This window comes from Sphingobacterium sp. SGG-5 (assembly GCF_011043525.1).
Classification (GTDB): domain Bacteria; phylum Bacteroidota; class Bacteroidia; order Sphingobacteriales; family Sphingobacteriaceae; genus Sphingobacterium.
On the sequence record NZ_JAAKGO010000001.1, the window covers coordinates 414,287 to 435,767 of the forward strand.

Here is a 21,481-nt window from a genome sequence, read left to right on the forward strand (position 1 = left end):
AACTTCCATAACTATCATAATAACATAACTTTTTATTAAAAAAATGAAGAAAAATATCCTTATCATTCCAGGGGATGGAATAGGACAAGAAGTAACAACTTGGGGAAAACAGGTATTAGAGGCTGTAGCGAGCAATTACGATCATGAATTCGTATTTGACGAAGCCATTATGGGGCATACAGCGATTGAAGCCACCGGAAACCCTTTGCCGGATGAGACTTTGGAAAAAGCAAAAGCTTCTGATGCGATTTTATTCGGTGCGATCGGCCATGCCAAATACGATAACGATCCTTCAGCCAAAGTACGTCCCGAACAAGGTTTGCTCAAAATCCGTAAAGAGCTCGGCTTATACGCCAACTTACGTCCTATTTTATTGTTTGACGAATTGTTGGATGCATCGAGCTTAAAACCGGAAGTATTACGTGGAACGGATATTTTGTTCTTTCGGGAGCTGACGGGCGACGTGTATTTCGGCGAAAAAAATCGAAATGCAGACAATACGTTTGCTTCAGATCTGATGAATTACCACCGCTATGAAGTGGAACGCATCGCCCGCAAGGCCTACGAAGCCGCACGTACGCGTAGCAAGAAGTTATGTTCGGTCGACAAAGCGAATGTCTTAGAAACTTCCCGTCTATGGCGCGAGGTGGTTCAGGAAATCGCTAAAGAGTACCCGGACGTGGAGACCGAACACATGTTTATTGACAATGCGGCGATGCAGTTGGTCAAAAATCCAAAGAAATTTGATGTCGTATTAACGGCTAACCTTTTCGGGGACATCTTGACCGATGAGGCATCCCAGATCGCGGGCTCTATGGGTATGCTGGCGTCTGCATCTATGGGCGACGGCACGGGCTTCTTCGAGCCTATCCACGGTTCGGCCCACGATATTGCAGGTCAGAACAAAGCTAACCCGTTGGCGTCTATTCTATCTGCTGCACTCATGCTGGATATCGCTTTTGGATTGCAGAAAGAAGCAAAAGCTGTCACCACGGCTGTAGCCGAGACCTTAAAAGCAGGGTGGAGAACAGGCGATATTGCGAATGCAGAAACACCTGCTGACAAAATATTAGGAACAAATGAAATGGGAGCAAAAGTGTTAGAATTTTTGACTTTTTAATTTTTACTTTTTTATTTTGAACATTATGCTACACGATCCAAATCACATCTATATTTTTGACACCACATTACGTGATGGCGAGCAAGTACCGGGTTGTCAGTTGACGACACCGGAGAAGATAGATATTGCAAAAGATCTGGAACGCCTTGGCGTCGATATCATAGAAGCGGGCTTCCCCGTCTCCAGTCCGGGAGATTTCCAGTCGGTAGTAGAACTATCAAAAGCCGTAGACGATGTCATTATCTGTGCATTGACACGGGCGAATAAAAATGATATTGACGTGGCTGCCGATGCCTTGCAATATGCGAAGAGGCCACGTATCCATACGGGGATAGGCGCTTCGGATATGCATATCAAATATAAGTTTAACAGCACACGCGAAGAGATTTTAGAACGGGCGGTTGCTGCCGTTAGACATGCTAAATCACATGTCGAGGATGTCGAATTTTACGCCGAAGATGCGGGTCGTGCAGACCTGGCGTTCTTAGCACAGATGGTTGAGGCCGTCATTGCTGCCGGAGCAACGGTAGTCAATATTCCCGACACCAATGGGTACTGTCTTCCCGATCAGTACGGATCAAAGATTAAGTACCTCAAAGAACATGTAAAAAATATCGATCAAGCTATTATCTCGGCACACTGTCATAATGATCTTGGATTGGCAACAGCCAATTCGATCGCGGCCGTACAAAATGGGGCCCGCCAGGTCGAATGTACGATAAACGGTATTGGTGAGCGGGCGGGTAACACGTCTTTGGAGGAAGTTTCTATGATACTAAAAGTTCATCACCAAGCATTTGGTAATCTGACTTCCAACATTGACAGCACGATGTTTACCTATATTTCACGCAAGGTCAGCGAGATGATGAATATGCCTGTGCAACCCAACAAAGCTATCGTGGGGCGTAATGCCTTCGCACATAGCTCGGGCATCCATCAAGATGGTTTTTTGAAACACCGTGAAAACTACGAGATTATTCGGCCGGAGGATGTTGGATTGGAGGAAGCCGACATTATCCTCACAGCACGGTCAGGGCGACATGCCTTAAAACACCATTTAGAGCGTCTGGGTTATCACTTAGATAAAGACACCTTAGCTGATACTTATCAACGCTTTTTGGTATTAGCAGATGCGAAGAAAAATATAGACGACGAAGATCTATTATCCTTGGTGCAACAATAAGCCGGGAAAAAGAACAAAAAACAATGGATTTATCAACACTACATATAGACACCACAGCGGCTAAGGAAAGGCTCCAAGGTATCGTTACCCGTACGCCCCTACAGTATAATCTTCACCTGTCCGAAAAATACGGTGCAGATATTTACCTGAAAAGAGAAGATCTTCAAGTCGTACGCTCGTATAAGCTCCGTGGAGCATTTAACAAAATCAGTAGCCTTGCTGAAGAGGATAGACAACGAGGCGTCGTATGTGCAAGTGCAGGAAACCATGCGCAAGGTGTCGCATTCTCTTGCAAAAAACTGGACATCAAAGGTGTCATCTTCATGCCTGGTCCTACTCCTCGCCAAAAGATTACACAAACCGAAATGTGGGGAAATGGGAACATCGAGATTGTATTGACCGGCGACACTTTTGATGATTGTCAGAAGGCTGCGCTGGAGTATGCAAGCGAAAATGGGATGACGTTCATCCCTCCTTTTGACGACATTAAGGTTATCGAAGGTCAGGGTACAGTCGCTGTGGAGATCCTTGAAGATCTGCCTGATGTGGACGCTATCCTAATCCCTATCGGTGGAGGGGGACTTTCGTCCGGTGTAAGCTATCATATGCGGAAATTTTCACCCACGACCAAACTATATGGTGTTGAACCCGAGGGTGCTGCCTCTATGCAAGCGGCATTGAACCACGGCGGTCCAATTGAATTAGAACACATCAACAAATTTGTCGATGGTGCAGCGGTGAAGAAGATCGGTGCATTGACGTATGCGATAAGCAGCGCGTTATTGGATAGTGTAAAATCTATTCCTGAGGGCAAGATATGCACGACGATTTTGGAACTTTACAATAAAGACGCCATAGTCGCCGAACCTGCCGGGGCATTAGCTATTGCGGCGTTGGAATTCCACAAAGAAGAAATCAAAGGTAAAAAAGTCGTCTGCATCGTATCCGGAGGAAACAATGACATTGATCGCATGAGTGAGATCAAAGAGATGTCATTGCTGTATGAAGGTTTTAAACATTACTTTATCGTTCGCTTCCCACAACGACCCGGTGCTTTGCGACTGTTAGTCACAGAAGTACTCGGACCCAAAGACGATATCACACGCTTTGAATACATCAAGAAGACAGAGCGTGAACGAGGCCCTGCGCTCATCGGTATTGAACTTAACGATCCTAAAGATTACATCACCTTTATTGAAAGATTGAAAGCGTATAAATTTGATTTTATCGAGCTTAATAAAGATCAGACATTATTCGAATATCTCGTTTAGTCCCGATCTCATACTTTTTTGAATCGACAAAGGAATAAATATTTTCTCTTTGTCGATTTTGTTTTGCACGACTTCATCGCTGATAGACAAGACATTAGACTAACTGTCTCACTATATATTTTTTTATTGTAAATCAATACTGCTTCATTCCCTTGGGATACTATCTATTTTTTTTACCTTTGCCCCCGAAAAGATTTACCATGGTGGTGAATCAGCTACATTACTTAAACAATTTATTATGAGAAAACTTTTACTTTCGATTGCAGCAGGCGTATTGATCGTGAGTGCAGCTTCTGCACAAGAAGACACACGTGCGCTAGGAACAACAACTAAAAAAGGACAAAACATTCTTCCGGCTAAAGGCGATATCGCTATCGGTGTAGATGCTGTTCCATTTTTGGAATACGCAGGTAACCTCTTTACAGATGGCTATAACGACGCCCCTGAATTTAACGGCCCTGAGAGTTTCTTCAATCCAAACACGATTTACGGTAAATACTTTTTAACAGACAAATCTGCTGTCCGTGCAAGAGTTTCTTTTGATTTTACATCTGCAAAAACGTCAAGAGGTGTTCAAGACGATGTTGCTGTAGCTGCTGACGCTACATCAGACGCACAAGTAACTGACAAAAGAACAACAAAAAATAATTCCTTAGAACTTGGTCTTGGTTACGAAATGCGTCGCGGATACGGCCGTCTTCAAGGTTACTATGGTGGAGAACTTTCTGTAGGTTTTGCGAATTCGTCTGAAAAATACACCTATGGTAATGCGATCACTTCAACAAACACCAATCCATCAAGTGCATTTTCAGGTACTCCTCGTACACTTACAGCAAAAAATGGAGGTGCTTTCTTCTTCGGCATCGGTGGATTCGCAGGTGTAGAGTACTTTGTAGCACCTAAAATCTCTCTTGGAGGAGAATTAGGAGTGAGTGTTATTACTGGTAATATGAAAGAAGGAAAAATAACTACTGAATCTTGGAACGGTACCGAGGTAGAAACTGAAACCGAAGACAATACCAACGATAAAATCGGTGGATTTGGTTTCGGCACCAGAACAAACGGTCGTTTGATGTTAACTTTCCACTTTTAATCGTTTCGATTAAAACAAAAATAAGCAAAGGGGCGATCGATGATTGCCCCTTATTTTTTGACCATGTGCCAAATTACCGGTATTCCTCTTTATTCTTCAAGTATTTTTCCAAAAACTGATCCTGCTCCCAAAGCAGATGGAGAATATTTTCCTTCGCAACATATCCATGCGATTCGCGCGGGAGAATGACCATCCGGACAGGAGCTCCCAAGTTTTTAAGCGCCTGAAAATAACGTTCGGTTTGCAGTGTAAATGTACCTGGATTATTATCAGCTGCCCCATGTACTAATAGCATCGGCGTCTTCATACGATCTGCACTCATAAACGGAGACATCGTTATATACAGCTGCGGGTCGTCCCAAAAATTGCGTTGCTCACTTTGAAAGCCAAAGGGCGTCAATGTACGATTATAAGCACCCGAACGAGCAATGCCAGCGGCAAAAAGATCCGAATTGGACAACAGATGCGCCGTCATGAAAGCACCGTAGGAATGTCCTCCTATCGCTACTCGTTTCCTATCGACATACCCCAACCTATCCACAGCATCTATCGCGGCTTCTGCATTAGTGACCAATTGCGGAATAAAAGTATCATTGGGCTCAGTTTGCCCCTCACCTACGATAGGGAAAGCAGCATTATCCAACACCGCATATCCTTTAGAAACCCAATACACAAAGGAGCCATAACTTGGAAAGGTAAATTGCTTGGGGTTGGCCGTACTTTGTCCTGCCGTCTTTTTATCCTTATACTCTCGTGGATAAGCCCAAATGAGCAAAGGAAGCTTTTCTTTTTTATCAAAATCATATCCAGCCGGAAGGTATAATGTACCCGATAAATCTACTCCATCCTTACGTTTATAATTAAGCACCTCTTTATGTACTTTTTCCAACGATTTAAATGGGTTTGGAATAGCTGTAACGACCCGTTGCTTACCTGTCTTGATATTTTTTAGGTAGAGATTAGGGTATTCACTCGACGATTGCAAGGATATGAGAATCTCCCCTTTGGCGACATCGACAATCCGGGAAATGCGTTCCTGCAAATCGGACGGTTTCGCTTGATATAGCCGCTTTTTCTTGAAGCTCTTCATATCCAGCTCATCAATAAATGGGAACTCTCCTTCTTCGGTAAAGCCTCCGCCTACCCAATAGGTTTTACCTTTATGAATATACATAACATAGGTCCCATATTGGTTTTTATCTCTAAACACATCTCCGGGATCTGCATAGATATCCTGTCTGTTTCGGTCATCGATGATTTTCGATTCGCCTGTCGTTGGATTGAGCACGAATGTCTTTACATTACGCGTATCGTACCATTGTGAATACACTAAGGCATACTGATCATTGCCCCAGGTAGTACCAGCAAAGCGATCGACAATTTTCATCAACGACCGGGGTGGACTTGAAAATGGAGCATCCCAGGAGAACAGTTCATCGCGATAGGTCGCTTCCACATTGGCATCGCCGCCGTCCAACGCTTCTACAAAAAAGAGACTCGCCGATTTGTCCTGTCGCCATCCCATACTCCTCCTTCCGGCCCGGACTGAGGAAAACCCTTTGGGCATCACTTCTATCAAGGGCAATTCATTGACCTGCTTCAATAATTTTCCATTCACCTCATAGACTGTAGTTTCCTGCGGAAAAGACGTATAGCGTACGATATAAGAAAAAGGTCGCTTTAGCACGGTGGTCAAGATATATTGTCCGTCTGGAGAGAACGAAGATTTCAAATACATAGCAGCGTCTAAAAGCTTTCGCTGATTACCATTAAGATCTACCCCATGCAATTCAGATGTAGCCAAATGCTCAAAGTCCTGCTCGTCCTGTGGATTTTTCAACAGATCCTGATAGGTCCTCAATTGGGAAATGTGCCCGTCGCTCGTCGCAACAGCAGGACCCTGGGGTAAATCATGACGCCGATCTACTAACGGCTTCTGATCGGAAGGCAGTTTGCTGACCAACAACTGTTCACTATCTCTAAACCACTTGTACGGCTCATCCAACACGGCATTCAGTTCATAATCGGTCAACTGCTTAGCGCGTTGCGTGGTCACATCGACCACCCATAGGGCGACACCTTTGTCGGTCGTATTTGTAAAAGCTACTTTTTGTGCATCGGGCGAAAAAGCAATATTTGACAACAGCGCATCCGGAGGTAAATCTTGAATTTCAAATTCCTTGTTATCCGCGAGGTTTTTCAACCGGAGGTTATTGTAGTACGTTTCCCGACTCGATATTCTTGTCTTTGGATTTATACGCAGACCAGCCAGACGTACTTCTTCCTGTCCCAGTTCCTCCAATGACTTATACGTCGGTCTATACATAAAAAGTAGCCACGTTTTGTCCGGACTTGTTTGAATAGCGGGTGGTCTCTGGTAATCAGCCAACGCTAAAATCTCTGCAGAAGGTTTTTGAAAAGTTAAACGCTCTTGCCCATACACCAAAAAGGTAATCGATACAAACAAGAGGACTACTGATTTTTTCATAAATTTTAGTGTTAAAGTATGCTACGAAGATCAAAAAAATTAGCCTTATAATATAAACATTTCAGTAGATAAACCCACTATTTCTCAAGGTTTTTTGATAAAAAAATCGTATCTTTGAAAGATACAAAAAGCTACTTGTAAAAAACAATTTTAAAGTTATCCACATATCATACAATCTGATTTACAAGTTTTTAATAAAAATCACACAACACCAAGCAGCTTTTGTATCGAAGATGGGAGATAATGTGGAAAAGTATAGCTACCTCTAGCTCATAAAATATAGGATATTTGTTTTAGATGAGATTAACACGATCTCAATTCAGCGTTATTTTATAAACTTCAGACGTTGTACCGAAAGGGAAAACGTTAAACAACTAACATAGAAAGACATGGCTAGAATCATTAAATTTGAAAAAAACGATTGTGCGCCTTGCGCACAGGTGTCTACTTATTTGGACGGTAAAGGGATTTCTTATGAGACGGTCAATCCATTCGATGAACCGGAGCTTGCTGTTAAATTTAAGGTTCGTACCGTGCCTACGGTTATTGTGTTAGAAAATGATGAAGTCAAACACCGTATTATCGGTTTTAAACCTGAGGAGCTAGCTGCAATTGCTAAATAAGTTCATTCTCTGTAAAAATTGGAGGGCAACATGATCCATTTATATTACGATAGTAAAACTGGTAATGTGCGACGTTTTATCGAGAAGGTAATACAGGTCACAGGTTGGTCGGCACATCGCATCCAAGAGCATATGGATGTAGAAGTTCCTGGCCACTTGGTTACGTTCACGACCAACTTCGGCAAGATACCCACGCTAACGGAAGACTTTATGAAAAGTCATAACGACAAGATCTTTTCCGTAACCTCTAGCGGCAACCGCAACTGGGGAAGAAACTTTGGTGTTGCCGGAGATAAGGTAGCAGAAATGTACGATATCCCATTGGCCTTTAAATTCGAATTGTCGGGCACCATGGAGGATATTAATCAATTTATCGATATAATTAAGAATCAATACTATGATAGTAAACGAGGTAGCAAAAAACTGGATATTGCTTAATAACGAAATCATGATCAAACATGATGACGAGTACAGCTTACATAAAGACAAAGAAGCTGTACGCGCCTATTTCTTAGAGTACGTCAATAAGAATACTGTATTCTTTTATACCCTTAAGGAAAAAGTTGATTATTTGATCGAGCATAATTATTACATTGATTTCTACCAATGGTTTACCTTCGCAGAGATGGAGCAGGTGTACAACTTTGTATTTGCTAAAAAGTTCCGTTTCCAATCTTTCATGGCAGCTTTCAAATTTTTCCAGAGCTATGCGCTGCGCGATGATTCCGGTGAAAAATTCCTTGAGCGTTACGAAGATCGCATTGTAGCTGTTTCTTTGTTCCTTGCTCGTGAAGAAGGTGTGCAGAAGGCTATTGAATATGCCGAGATCATGATCAATCAGGAATATCAGCCCGCTACCCCCACATTCCTGAACGCCGGCAAAAAACGCTCAGGTGAGCTGGTCTCCTGTTTTCTGGATGAGATCGGTGACAACCTAAATGGTATCGGTTATGCGGTTGACTCGGCGATGAAACTCTCTTCTATCGGAGGAGGGGTATCATTCAATATATCTAAAATCCGGGGTCGTGGTGAAGCCATCAAAGGAGTAGACGGTCGTGCGGGAGGGGTATTGCCTATCATGAAGATTATGGAGGACACGTTCTCTTATGCCAACCAGCTTGGTCAACGTCCCGGTGCCGGTGCGGTGTATCTGAATATTTTCCATTCCGACATTGAGGAGTTTCTAGACTGTAAAAAGATCAACGTTGACGAAAAGGTACGTATCAAATCGCTATCTATTGGTATTATTATTCCGGACAAATTCATGGAATTGGCCGAGAAAGACGAGCCGTGCTACCTGATTTATCCGCACACCGTCATGCAAGAGTACGGACAGTACCTGGATGAGGTGGATATGGACGTGATGTATGACGAGCTGATCACCAACCCGAATGTCAAGAAAAAGAAAATCAATGCACGTCACCTGTTGGTGAAAATTGCACAGACACAAAAAGAATCGGGATATCCGTATATCTTCTTCAAAGAAAACACCAACCGTGCCCATGCATTGAACGGGATAGGTAAGGTCAAATTTTCAAATCTTTGTACGGAGATTATGCAAGTTTCTGAAGTATCGGATATCAATATTTATGGTAAAGAAGATACGATTCGCTATGGTATATCCTGCAACCTCGGCTCATTGAATATCGCTACGGTCATGGACAACAAGCGTATCAAAGAAACCGTCAAAACAGCTATGCGTGCATTGACCGTCGTGACAGATGTGACGGACATAGAAATGGTACCTTCTATTGCAAAAGCGAACAGAGAGTTACATTCTGTAGGTTTAGGAGCGATGAATTTGCACGGCTATCTGGCGAAGAGCTTCATTATGTATGAGTCGCATGAAGCTTTAGATTTTGCAAATACGTTCTTCATGATGATGAATTACTACTCACTGGAAGCTTCTATGGAAATTGCGAAAGAGCGTGGAAGAACCTTTGTTGGGTTTGAAAAATCTGCCTACGCCGATGGGACTTACTTCGACAACTATTTAAATCGGGATTATATGCCCAAAACAGATAAAGTTAAAGAACTGTTCGAAGGTATCCACATACCGACTATTGAAGACTGGGACAATCTGAAAGCACAGATACAGGAACATGGAATTTACCATGCATACCGCTTGGCTATCGCGCCTAATCAGTCCACTTCATATATCATGAATGCTACAGCATCCGTGATGCCTATCGTCGATATTATCGAAGTGCGTGAATATGGGGATAGTACAACATATTACCCGATGCCTTACCTGACAAATGACAACTATTTCTATTTTAAATCTGCTTACGACATGGATCAGATGAAGGTGTTGAAATTGATATCTGTCATTCAACGTCATATCGATCAGGGTGTATCGACTATCCTGCACACCAATTCAAAGGATTCGACACGTGATCTGGCAAAGTATTATATATATGCGCATAAGCTCGGCCTGAAATCATTGTATTATACCCGTACGCGAAAATCGACTATCGAAGAGTGTATCTCTTGTTCGGCGTAATTTGGGTATTGAGTATTGAGATATGCGCCTGCCTGCGGTAGGCAGGTACTGAGATTGGAGAACGAGGAAAAAAGATCAAAGAATAAGGATTTACTGATCACTGACGACTGAAACACTGACGACTAATTTAAAATGAAACAATTCACTGCAGTAAATTGGAATACACCGGACAACGACTATGCGTTGATGTTCTGGGAACAAAATATTAAACAATTCTGGATCGATACAGAATATATCCCCTCGAAGGATATCGATAGCTGGAAGGGCTTAAGCTGGGATATGAAAGAATGCTACAAAAAAGCATTGGGTGGGCTGACGCTATTGGATACGCTACAGAGCCATACTGGGATGCCGAAGATCATCGACCATATCGACTCCTTGCAGAACAAAGCGGTACTGTCCTACATGTGTATGATGGAAGCCATTCATGCGAAGTCGTATTCAACAATCTTTACGACGGTATCTACAACCAATGAAATCAATGATGTCTTTGGTTGGGTAGCCCAAAATAAATTCTTGCAATTTAAAGCTTCAACTATTGACAAGCATTATCGGGGTGTTGATAAGGAAAATCCAACAAACGAAGAACTGTTTATGGCATTGGCCTCATCCGTATTATTGGAATCTTTCCTATTTTATTCTGGATTCTTTTTACCCCTCTGGCTGTGTGGACAAGGGCAGATGGTCGCATCAGCAGACATCATCAAGAAGATTGTTGCCGATGAGTCTATACATGGCGTGTTCGTTGGCTTAATAGCGCAGGAAATATTCGCCAAACTTCCGAATAAGGAAGAAGTAAAACAACGGTTTCTGACGTTATTGAATGAGCTGTACGAGAATGAAATCAAATATACCGAGGAACTTTACACGGTGGTTGGTCTGACAGCTGAAGTAAAAGAGTATGTACGCTACAACGGCAACAAAGCTTTGATGAACTTAGGGTTTGACCCGATCTTCGAAGTGAAGCAGGTAAATCCCATCGTGTTGAACGGTCTGAATACGGAGACGACGCAACATGACTTTTTCTCCAAAAAATCAACCAACTATGAAAAGGCTACGGAAATTGTTCACCTCAAGCATGAGGATTTCCAGATGGACGCTACGGTAGATATTTAAGCCTTACATGGTCTTACGCATTAACGTTAAAGCCTTTTTCGACTAGAAAGAGGCTTCGTTGTTTAACAACTTACGCGGTTATCAGTCATGCATATAATATACTTTTTTCTTCTTTTTTCGATCTTGCCGGCATGTGTATACAGTCAAAATACACCGTCAGACGTATTGACTTTGTCGTACAACAATCCTGCTGAGATATGGGAAGAAGCATTGCCCTTAGGCAACGGGCAAACGGGCGCTATGGTTTTTGGCCGGATACATCAGGAACGTTATCAGCTAAATGACCACACCCTCTGGTCCGGCTATCCTCAAGACGGGAACAATCCCAAAGCAGCCCAATTACTTCCTGTTATCCGACAACAGATATTTACGGAAGATTATGCAGGCGCAGAAAAAACATGGCGCAGGATGCAAGGCCCCTATTCTGCCCGGTACCTTCCCTTAGGTGACCTCTGGCTCACTTTTGAACATGAGGACAGTGTCGCCAGTCATTATAATAGGACGTTGGATCTCACGACCGCCACTGCAAAGGTTGGCTATACGATTGATGGTATTCGTTTTACACGCGAGACCTTTATTAGCCACCCCGCCAGGGCGATGGTTGTCCAAATCCGAGCCAATAAGAAAGGTACAATTAATTTTACGGCCGGATTGACCAGCAAGTTAAAATATAAGACGAATGCAGATGGCGACCGGTTAGTCATGCAGGGGAAGGCACCCAAATATGTCGCTGCTCGACACTATTTTCCGGAGCAAGTGGTTTATGACGATAAAGAAGGAATGGCTTTTGTATGTCAAATCCGCGTCAAGACAAAAGGAGGCAAGGTTCTGTCGAAAGACAGCTTGTTACACATTACAGATGCTGATGAGGTCACGATTTACCTCACTGAAAGCACCAGTTTCAATGGTTTCGACAAGTCTCCCGGGCTGGAAGGGAAAGATCCCGAAATAGCGGCTTCGGGCAAAATGGAGACCGTGTACAAAAAGCGCTTTAACGCGTTGCGAAAGGCACACATCCAAGATTATCAACACTTGTTTAACCGGGTCTCTTTCCGTATCGAAACCGATCGCAATCTCTCCCACCTACCGACAAATGCACGTCTGAAGGCCTTTGCCAGTAACCCGACAGACTATCAGCTTCAAATGCTCTATTTTCAGTTTGGCCGCTATCTGATGATTTCAGGTTCGAGACCGGGAAGCAGGCCCACCAACTTGCAAGGAATATGGAATGACCATATCCAGCCACCTTGGGGCAGCAATTATACGATCAACATCAACACGGAGATGAACTATTGGCCGGCGGAGAATGCGAACCTGTCTGAATGCCATCGACCTCTTTTTGACTTCATGCATGAACTTGCGGTAAATGGTGCGAAAACGGCCAAAGTTAACTATGGAATTGACGAAGGTTGGGTGGCACACCACAATAGCGACCTTTGGGCAAAGACTTCACCTGTTGGGCATTACGATCAGGATAAAACATATTATCCGGGTGCTTTTTGCTGGCATATGGGGGGAGCATGGTTGAGTACCCATCTTTGGGAACATTATCAATATACGTTAGATAAAGAATTTTTAAAGCACGAGGGATACCCGTTAATGAAAGGAGCTGCACTGTTTATGCTACATTGGCTAGTAAAAGACCCTCAAACGGGTTATTTAGTCACCGCCCCTTCAACCTCTCCTGAAAACGTGTTTACGCATAAAGGAGAGCGTTACAATATCAGTAAAGCAACGACCATGGATATAGCGATTATCCGGGAATTATTTCAAGATGTCATACAAGCAACCCAGATTTTAGATACGGATGAGAAATTTCGGAATCAAGTAGAGGCAGCCTTAACTAATCTTTATCCCTATCATATCGGCAAGTATGGTCAAATTCAAGAATGGTTCGACGATGTGGATGACCCGCTGGATAAGCATCGACATATCTCTCACCTATTTGGATTGTTTCCCGGCACCCAGATCAGTATAGCAAAAGACGCTATTCTGGCAAACGCGGCAAAACAAACACTTATCCATAGAGGAGATGTCAGCACAGGTTGGAGTATGGCCTGGAAAATCAATTGGTGGGCCCGTCTACAGGATGGAGAACATGCCTATAAGATACTCACAAAGGCTTTCAATTATATCAACCCGAATGATAAGACTATGAAAACCATGGGAGGTGGCGGGACTTATCCTAATCTTTTTGATGCTCACCCTCCTTTTCAGATTGATGGTAACTTTGGTGCTACTGCCGGTATTATTGAGATGTTGATGCAGAGTCATGAAGGGGAGATCCATTTACTTCCCGCGCTTCCCCAGGCTTGGCAACGGGGATACATCAAAGGAATCAAAGCCCGCGGTAATTTTGAGATTGACCTCCATTGGGCAGAGGGGAAATTACAGAAAGCCTATATAAAATCACTATCTGGAAGTGACTGTCAAATAAAAAGCGCAGCACCTATTCGGGTCGTGGGCTTGAAAACTATATCTAACGAAGCATCCACTATATTGAATTTCAAAACTAGGAAAGGGAAGACGTATTCGGTAGTGCCACTTTAATGAGGTATAAAGAGAAATCTATAGTCATAGAACTTGTGCCGCTATTTAACTATAGATTTCTCTTCATTGATTTTACTCCCTATCCGTCACAATCATCCACGATGAAGCAATACTTGGATTATGATTAAGATTGCTAGCATGAGAAACAGAGAACACATTATAGGCTCCGTTGTTTGGATCCTCTAAGACGCCTACAGTTGCCCCACCTCCGTTCATATATACGGCTCCTTCACAACCTAAGGCTTTCAGGAATTCCGCCATCTCGTCCGGAGAAAAACCATTCGAAATGGATGTATATCTTCCATTTCCCACAAACAGATACACCTTATTCCTAGTCGTATAACCGATAGAAGGACGGGGTTCTCTTGCTGCCGGAACGCTGACAAAGGCACCATCACGTAAAATAATACGTCCGCCTACAGCTTGTTCCAAGTTATTCTTTTCCACGTCAAATTCTGTCCGGCCGCCTACAACAAAGCCCTTGTTATCTTTCTTTATCCCGAAAAATTGATCTGTGGTGTTGTAGAAGTCGGATTTCAGTATCTGACCATTCTTAACAAGCGGCCCATTTAAGATATAAGTTGTTGGACTAGACGCTGTGACATAAAAATCACCCGTGATAGCTGCCAAGACACGCCAATCTGTACCCGCATAAGTTGTATTCTTATGACCGGCCATGACTGCGAGCGTTTGTATAACATTGTAAGGAGGTGCTGCGTCATTCGGATTCCCCGGCTCCAGTTTTACTTTTGGATTATTTAAATCTACCTCAAAAACCGTACATGATACCAGTTGTTTAGCAGGGTCAGTATCATTATTCATATAAGCTATTTCAGCCATTTTCACGCCGGGCGCAATTTCTCTTTCAGTACTCTGCACCACAGTCTTGACCAATGAGCTATTCTGCAAGACCTTTTCCATCATCGTAGGTTCAACATAGATTTCCTGGATATCGTCTACATCGCGTACATTTAGATACACGTTTCCGCTTTCGTATGTGATATACCCCTTCGCCGAACTGATGCTCATCGGCATATCATACTCCAACTCCTCTGGGATAGTGACCCAAAATTTCAAACCAGAAGTTATTTCCTGCTCTATAAGATACGTAGTTAGGCCATCTCGATCTTCCTTCTCGGCAAAATCCAATTCACTCAGGCTGACCACCTTAGAGGTAAATCTGCTGATATTGGCCGATAGATCGTCCAATGTCACCTGTGAAGCTGTGATAAATCCATTACCGACGACCGTAACTTCACCCGGATCCCTCAAGACAAAATGAGAATTTTCCACTTCCAATCTCTCCTCTCCTACCGCTATGCGTACCAGTTCACCTACGGCAAAAGCCGACGGATTAGGCACAAATACCCGTACAGCAAAATCCGAATTATCCTGGATATGGATAGAACTACGGTCTGTCCCATTGACCGTACCTTCGATATACAGCGATTTCGCAAATTGTTTTTCATTATTCTGTTCGTACAGATAAACCAGATCTGCGATCTGGACCAATTTATCGTAATCTGACGGATTTTGATCTGCTTTTTGAAACCCTTCCTGCTTACAGGCTGAAAATGTCAGCCCAAAGAGGGTAAATATATAAACATATAATCTTTTCATTTTTTTACATTTTAAATCTACTCAACTTCTTTCTCGTTGTCGGAGTCATCAGATAGGTTACGATCTCACTCTTTGTGATCTCTACCACCCGAAAGTTACGGTCAAATGACCCCCAACTTCCCCCCAGGCGCCCGTCAAACATATAGGGTACCCCTTGAATTGTCTTGATACTCTCATCATTGTGATCGTGCCCGTTGAACACGGCCCGCACGTTAGTATAGTTCTTCATCACGGCTTTGACATCGTCCGTACAGCCCATAGTATCCATATGTGGATGTATATGCCAGAAAATAAACACATGTTTCTTGTTTTTATATTTTTCCAGACTATTCTCCAAAAACTCTATATTCGGGCATCTCAACCAGTTTTGGCTTATACTATCCGACGTCGTACCAAAGACAAAAGCCATATCATCTATTGCAAAATCCGAATTAAAGCTTTGATTCCAGGTCGATTGCCAGACGGCCTCCGACACCCGGTCATGATTGCCTTGTGTGACATACAGCTTGGGATGTACATCTTTCAACGCCTCATAAGCCTGCGGCAAAAATACCGGATCATTGTGGATAATATCACCGTTCAGCACCAGAAAACCACAGGAGCTCTTCGTATTGAAGTCCTTGAAAGCAGAGACAAAATTGCGCGTATGCATTTCATAGTCTGTATTTGCCTCACCCCAATGCAGATCGGATGCCACCGCAAAACGGAAGAGTACAGGCTCCTCCTTTGGGTCAGGCACAGGATCAGAATCCGTCCCCTTACAGGCAAGAAAAATAGTCGTTGCCCCTATCGCTTGTAAAAATTTACGTCTGTCCATCATTTTATATAACCTGGATTTTGTTCTAATACTGTATTTCTATTCAATTCGGTCTGCATGATCGGAAAGAGGTCAAAATAACTTGGATACACCCTATTCTCGACCAAAAACCTTGTATATGTATACGTCCCGTCTCCATTATTGGTAGCCCTGGTCCCATAGGCATTGGGTGTGACTTGTGCACCGATGCGCCAACGCTTCACATCAAAGAAGCGCTGCCCTTCAAAAGCCAACTCTATCCTACGTTCATTTCGTATACGTTTGCGCATCTGTTCTTTCGACAGACCGGATGGAAGATCCGGCATATTTACTCCTGAACGTGAACGTATAGCATTAATAGCGCCGTAGACCTCACTACTCGGGGTAATCAATGCTTCATTCAATGCTTCTGCATAATTCAACAGAATTTCGGCATATCGAAAATAAATCCAATAATATGTCCCGTTCTGTATTGTTGGTGTACGACTTGAGTTCTGATCTACCATTTTAGCCAAATAATATCCCGTAGTCGTATTGTTAAATCCACCGCCGATGCCATTCTCCGGAGCACCTTGGTAGGTAAAGATCGGTTGCGTACGCCAAGTCGAACCATTAAATAATATCGACATATAAAATCGGGGATCCCGATCCACATAAGGATTAGTGGGATTATAACCGGAAGCCGGATTGATCGTCGGTGCAAGTCCCGGATTATCCTCTATAAAAGGCAGTTCACCGTTCCTCATCTCGTACATATCGACTATATTTTGTAAAGGAGTAATTCCCACCTGCCCACCTTGGGAAGGCACAAAGGTCTGTAAGGTAAAATCAGTATAGTTCGCCGTATTCTGAAAGATAATCTCTTTTGAATTACGGGTATGAAATAGTCCCTTGTAATCGGGGTGCAATTCATAAAAATTCAAATCCATGACATCTTTGGCGGCATCTACCGCATCTTGCCAACGTCCCACATCATTCGTTGGATTGTGCAGCTGACTCGCATAATGCAACAGGACACGAGATTTTAATGCTAGAGCAGCCCCTTTTGTTGCCCGCCCCAGATGGATAGCCGGGTATTCCAACTCCAACAAACCAGCTGCTTTGTCACATTCATCCACAATAAATTCCACCACCTGCTCAGCCGTATTCCTCGGGATTTTCATATCCTCATTGATATCTAGTGGTTCAAGCAAAATAGGCACTCCACCCCATCTCCGAAACAGCTCTGCATAAAAATAGGCTCTCAAAAAAGTTGCTTCACCGATCATTCTCGGTTTGCCAGCCAATTGATTGGCATCCAAGGTCGGGATACGGTCCGCATTCTGCAAAAATATATTTGTAGTACGGATCGCTGTGTAGGTGGCCGTCCAATTGTTGAACGGGTTACTAGCCGGAGAAAACACACCATTATTGATTTGGTTTTCACCAGCCGTACCGTGTGGGCTTTCCGAGTCGTCAGATGCGTTGGTGTACTTATTAGCATAATCTACCGGCAGTCTGGAATAGATATTGGACAAGAAACGCTCTGCTTGTCCATAGTCTCCAAAAACTTCGTCTAAGGTCATACCTCCCGATTCAGCTTTATCCAAATATTTATCGATATCACAGCTATATAAAAATAGTATAGTGAGTATAAAAATCAGTCTTTTCATGAGTTAAAAATTTGTAGATAAACCAAAATTAAATATCTGCACTTGTGGATAGGTCCAATATCGGCCTCCCGGAGACTCAGGATCAAAGTCGCCCTCGGTCTTATCCCAGGTGAACAGGTTCATCCCATTCGCATATAGGCGGATATTGTTCAACCGCTTTTTGTCAAATAGATTGACATTTCGGAAAGTATAGCCAATTTCCACATTTTTCAACCGCAGGTAATCTCCTTTCCGTACGAAAAAAGACGATTTACGATGATTATTATCGTTAAAATCAGCATGCAATACCGGATAAGTAGCTATTGCCGCAGTCTCCGGAGTCCAACGCCCAAGATGGCTTTTCATGACCTTCCCCCCGTTGTAGAATTCATATGCCGTTTCCAATTCACGGGTATAGGTAAACCCCGAGGCGCCCTGCAACAGAAAGCTCACATCGAATCCCTTGTAGTCTACTCCTCCCGAGAGTCCGTACATCATTTCGGGAATTGTACTCTTTCCGATCGGCATGACGTCATTGTTGTCTATAATACCATCACCGTTTGCATCATAGTATTTCAAATCTCCGGGAATGACCCTTCCAAAAGTTTGCTGTCGGCTATTAATGATATCTTCTTCGTTTTCGAAAAAGCCAATCGCTTTCAATCCAAATTCTTGACCGATACGTTGACCCGTACGAATCAGATTAGGATATGCCCTTGTTTCTTCATCCATTTCCAAGATCTTATTCCGGGCAAAGGACGTATTCAGGTTGACAAAATAATTGACTGCGCCTACCTTATGTGCATGCTTGACTTCCACTTCAAAGCCCTTATTTTCTGTCTTCCCAAAGTTTGCCGGAGGCAGGTTATCCGACGGAACCCCACTCATGTACGGAATACTCTGTGGCAGCACCAACATATCGTTTCTTTTTTCGTAAAACAGATCTATAGTCGCATTGAAAAGCCTGGATCCAAATAAATTCAGCTCAAAACCGACATTCGAGCGGTATGCCGTTTCCCAGGAGACCAAAGGATTGGCCAGAGGGCCTTCGACCACTCCGGGTATATTGGCTAAGGTCTCTCCAAAACTATAGCCTGTCCCCGCCATATATTCCTCGATGAATAACCAACGTCTGTTTGTCACGGTCAGCTGGTCATTTCCGGAGATACCATGAGAAGCACGGAATTTTAATAAATTGATCATAGGATGGTTTTGTATCGCTACCCAACCCACAGATACCGCCGGGAAGAAGCCGTAACGATGTTCCCTGGCAAAGTTATCCGTACCGCTGTATCCGGCATTCAGTTCAGCAAACAGCTCATTTTGATAATTATAGGCGATACGGCCGACCAGACCTTGTGAAACAAACGGAATCTGCCCGCCAAGGATATGTTGCTGCCTATTGGCTAATAATAATCCGATGAAATTATGCTTTCCGAAACTTCGGTTGTAATTCAAGCTGAGATCCAGCCAGGTATCCCGATTTTGTCCATATGAAGCCGTAGGCGCACCGAGCGGAAGATCTTGGTCTCTATAACTGTAGTTTGTAGGATCATTATAGTCACCGGTTCCCAGGTACACCGCCTTGCGCACATTCATGCTCCGCGAAAAGTTATTCTTGAAATAACCATCAAAAGAAAAATTACCTTTTATGGATAGTCCTGTTGTGATGAAGTTCAGCTTTCGGGTCAGGCTGGCCATCCCGGATAATGACGAATTGAACTCTTGCGTAAAACCAGAGCTATTGATCAAGGCATGTGGGCTCGAATACCCCGTAGGATGTATCCCCCAGAATCCAGTCGGATATCGGATAGGAAACGCATTGGGTGGAATACGTGAGATAATAGAGCCAAACATGACCCCTGCCGATACTCGTGGATAATTACGGTCCTCTATAGCTCCATACAGATTAAGCGCAAGGGATAGGTCTTCATCAAAATCAATATCTACGTTACTTCTAAAATTGTAACGTTTCATCTCAAAGTTATTGTTATAGAGCTCATTCGGTTCGGTCTTATAGATACCATCTTGATACATATATCCCATATTGACAAAATATCGTGCCTTCGTATTGCCGCCGGATAAGCTGAAATTTGTCTGCGAAGACAATGAATTGGTCAAAAGCTCCTTTGCCCAATCTACATTGGGATATTTGAGCGGATCAGATCCGGTGCGGTAAGCTTCCAGGACATCATCCGGATAAGGTATGGTACTGGAAGTGGGATTATCGTTTTTGTAAGCCTCATTATACAAGGTCGCAAAACCATACGAATCCAAGAATTCAGGGATTCGTGTAGGCGACTGTATGGCCGTCTGTGTACGCCCGGTTATCGTCGCTTTTCCTTCCTTCCCTCTCCTGGTCGTCACGATAATGACCCCATTGGCACCTTTAACGCCGTATAGTGCCGTGGCCGAAGCATCTTTCAAAATAGTGATGTTCTCTATTTCATTCGGATCCAGGGTCGTAATAGCAGAATACTCTTTTTGTACACCGTCGATAGTCACTAGAGGAGCCGCACTGTTTAATGTAGCGACACCACGTATATACAGATCAGATTTATCCCGGCCTGGCTCACCTGAACGCTGTATAGCGATCAGTCCCGGCAGCCTTCCCGCCAGCGCATTGGTAATGTTGCTGACAGGGCTTTGCATCAGCTCCTTATTGGAGATCGATGCCGTAGAACCTGTTTGAGCTATCTTCTTTTGGGTCTGACCAAAGCCCAATACGACTATTTCTTCGACATCCAAAAGATCGGACTGCAGCATGATCTCTAACTTCCTATCCGCTCCCACGGTGATCTCTTGACTCAGATAACCGATCATGCTGATCTGCAAGACTGCTCCTTCTGCCGCAGCAATAGAAAAGGTCCCCTGAGCATTCGAACTCACGCCCGATCCCGGTTGCCCCTTAATACGTACCGTTGCTCCAGAAATCGTATTGCCCAGCGTATCTTTGACCACACCTTGTATGGGCACCTGAATATCTACCGCCCTACGGGCCGGCATGTGGCTTACTTTTCTTGGCTTTAGAATAATAGTCTTATCTTCCACCTCATAATCCCATCCCTGTGTCTGTGCTACCTGATCCAATACTTCTTTCAAAGAAACATTTTGAAAGTCAATATTAGACAGCTGCACATGCTTGAGCCGAAGCCCAGAATACAGGACAGAATAGCCGGTTTGCTTCCGGATCTCACTGAAGAGACGCTCAGCAGAGGAAGTAGAAGCTTTGAAGGATACTTTCTGGGCATGGCCTATGGCGAATACATGCACAAAACCCAATAAGATTAAAAGAGAGATGAGATTAATCCGCATGATGAACTTTCTTTTTAAAATACCGTCATCGAATCGGTGGATTCCCCTTGAGGAACGCTTTTGTAACGCCAAGACCCACCGACATAAAATTGTCGTGTAAATTTTATACATTTGATAGTCTGATTAATTTTTAATTGGCTAAACAGTTTTTAGATTTTAATTAGATACTTCG

General features: G+C 43.5%; 14 protein-coding genes. 9 read left to right on the plus strand and 5 right to left on the minus strand.

Going from position 1 to position 21,481, the window contains the following annotated elements:
* Positions 1-43 precede the first annotated feature (43 nt).
* The 4 genes from leuB to G5B30_RS01760 all read left to right on the plus strand — a co-directional run bounded on the left by leuB (position 44) and on the right by G5B30_RS01760 (position 4,667).
* On the plus strand, positions 44-1,120 hold the full coding sequence (gene leuB / locus G5B30_RS01745; RefSeq protein ID WP_165318227.1) for a 3-isopropylmalate dehydrogenase: 1,077 nt from the start codon (positions 44-46) through the stop codon (positions 1,118-1,120).
* 25 nt (positions 1,121-1,145) lie between these two features.
* A complete protein-coding gene (locus G5B30_RS01750; RefSeq protein WP_165318228.1) occupies positions 1,146-2,303 on the plus strand; it encodes a 2-isopropylmalate synthase in 1,158 nt (385 codons plus the stop codon).
* A 23-nt stretch (positions 2,304-2,326) separates the two neighbouring features.
* Positions 2,327-3,574, plus strand: a complete 1,248-nt coding sequence (ilvA, locus tag G5B30_RS01755) for a threonine ammonia-lyase IlvA (protein WP_165318229.1) — start codon at positions 2,327-2,329, stop codon at positions 3,572-3,574.
* Between the two features lie 238 nt (positions 3,575-3,812).
* Complete coding sequence (locus G5B30_RS01760; protein WP_165318230.1) at positions 3,813-4,667, plus strand: hypothetical protein; 855 nt, start codon at positions 3,813-3,815, stop codon at positions 4,665-4,667.
* 73 nt (positions 4,668-4,740) lie between these two features.
* On the opposite strand, the gene G5B30_RS01765 is transcribed toward G5B30_RS01760, so the two are convergent.
* Positions 4,741-7,155 carry a prolyl oligopeptidase family serine peptidase gene (locus tag G5B30_RS01765; RefSeq protein WP_165318231.1) on the minus strand — a complete coding sequence of 805 codons (2,415 nt, stop codon included), beginning with the start codon at positions 7,153-7,155 and terminating at the stop codon, positions 4,741-4,743.
* Positions 7,156-7,544: 389 nt separating this feature from the next.
* Between G5B30_RS01765 and G5B30_RS01770 the strand changes: the two genes are divergently transcribed.
* The 5 genes from G5B30_RS01770 (at position 7,545) to G5B30_RS01790 (ending at position 13,947) form a co-directional block, all read left to right on the plus strand.
* Complete coding sequence (locus tag G5B30_RS01770) at positions 7,545-7,778, plus strand: glutaredoxin domain-containing protein (RefSeq protein ID WP_165318232.1); 234 nt, start codon at positions 7,545-7,547, stop codon at positions 7,776-7,778.
* A 30-nt stretch (positions 7,779-7,808) separates the two neighbouring features.
* A complete protein-coding gene (gene nrdI, locus G5B30_RS01775; protein ID WP_165318233.1) occupies positions 7,809-8,216 on the plus strand; it encodes a class Ib ribonucleoside-diphosphate reductase assembly flavoprotein NrdI in 408 nt (135 codons plus the stop codon).
* On the plus strand, positions 8,176-10,281 hold the full coding sequence (gene nrdE, locus G5B30_RS01780) for a class 1b ribonucleoside-diphosphate reductase subunit alpha (RefSeq protein WP_165318234.1): 2,106 nt from the start codon (positions 8,176-8,178) through the stop codon (positions 10,279-10,281). The genes nrdI and nrdE overlap by 41 nt, the downstream gene beginning before the upstream one ends.
* Positions 10,282-10,413: 132 nt before the next feature.
* Positions 10,414-11,397 (plus strand): class 1b ribonucleoside-diphosphate reductase subunit beta, encoded by a 984-nt coding sequence (nrdF, locus tag G5B30_RS01785; protein WP_165318235.1) that lies wholly within the window; start codon positions 10,414-10,416, stop codon positions 11,395-11,397.
* 87 nt (positions 11,398-11,484) lie between these two features.
* On the plus strand, positions 11,485-13,947 hold the full coding sequence (locus tag G5B30_RS01790) for a glycosyl hydrolase family 95 catalytic domain-containing protein (protein WP_165318236.1): 2,463 nt from the start codon (positions 11,485-11,487) through the stop codon (positions 13,945-13,947).
* A gap of 72 nt (positions 13,948-14,019) precedes the next feature.
* Here G5B30_RS01790 and G5B30_RS01795 read toward each other — a convergent pair whose 3' ends face one another.
* Genes G5B30_RS01795 through G5B30_RS01810 form a run of 4 tightly spaced genes read right to left on the minus strand, consistent with a single transcriptional unit; the run spans position 14,020 to position 21,309 of the window.
* Complete coding sequence (locus tag G5B30_RS01795; protein WP_165318237.1) at positions 14,020-15,567, minus strand: phosphodiester glycosidase family protein; 1,548 nt, start codon at positions 15,565-15,567, stop codon at positions 14,020-14,022.
* Between the two features lie 4 nt (positions 15,568-15,571).
* Positions 15,572-16,387 carry a metallophosphoesterase family protein gene (locus tag G5B30_RS01800; protein WP_165318238.1) on the minus strand — a complete coding sequence of 272 codons (816 nt, stop codon included), beginning with the start codon at positions 16,385-16,387 and terminating at the stop codon, positions 15,572-15,574.
* On the minus strand, positions 16,384-18,015 hold the full coding sequence (locus G5B30_RS01805) for a RagB/SusD family nutrient uptake outer membrane protein (protein WP_165318239.1): 1,632 nt from the start codon (positions 18,013-18,015) through the stop codon (positions 16,384-16,386). The genes G5B30_RS01800 and G5B30_RS01805 overlap by 4 nt, the downstream gene beginning before the upstream one ends.
* A gap of 3 nt (positions 18,016-18,018) precedes the next feature.
* A complete protein-coding gene (locus tag G5B30_RS01810; RefSeq protein WP_165318240.1) occupies positions 18,019-21,309 on the minus strand; it encodes a TonB-dependent receptor in 3,291 nt (1,096 codons plus the stop codon).
* Positions 21,310-21,481: the final 172 nt, after the last annotated feature.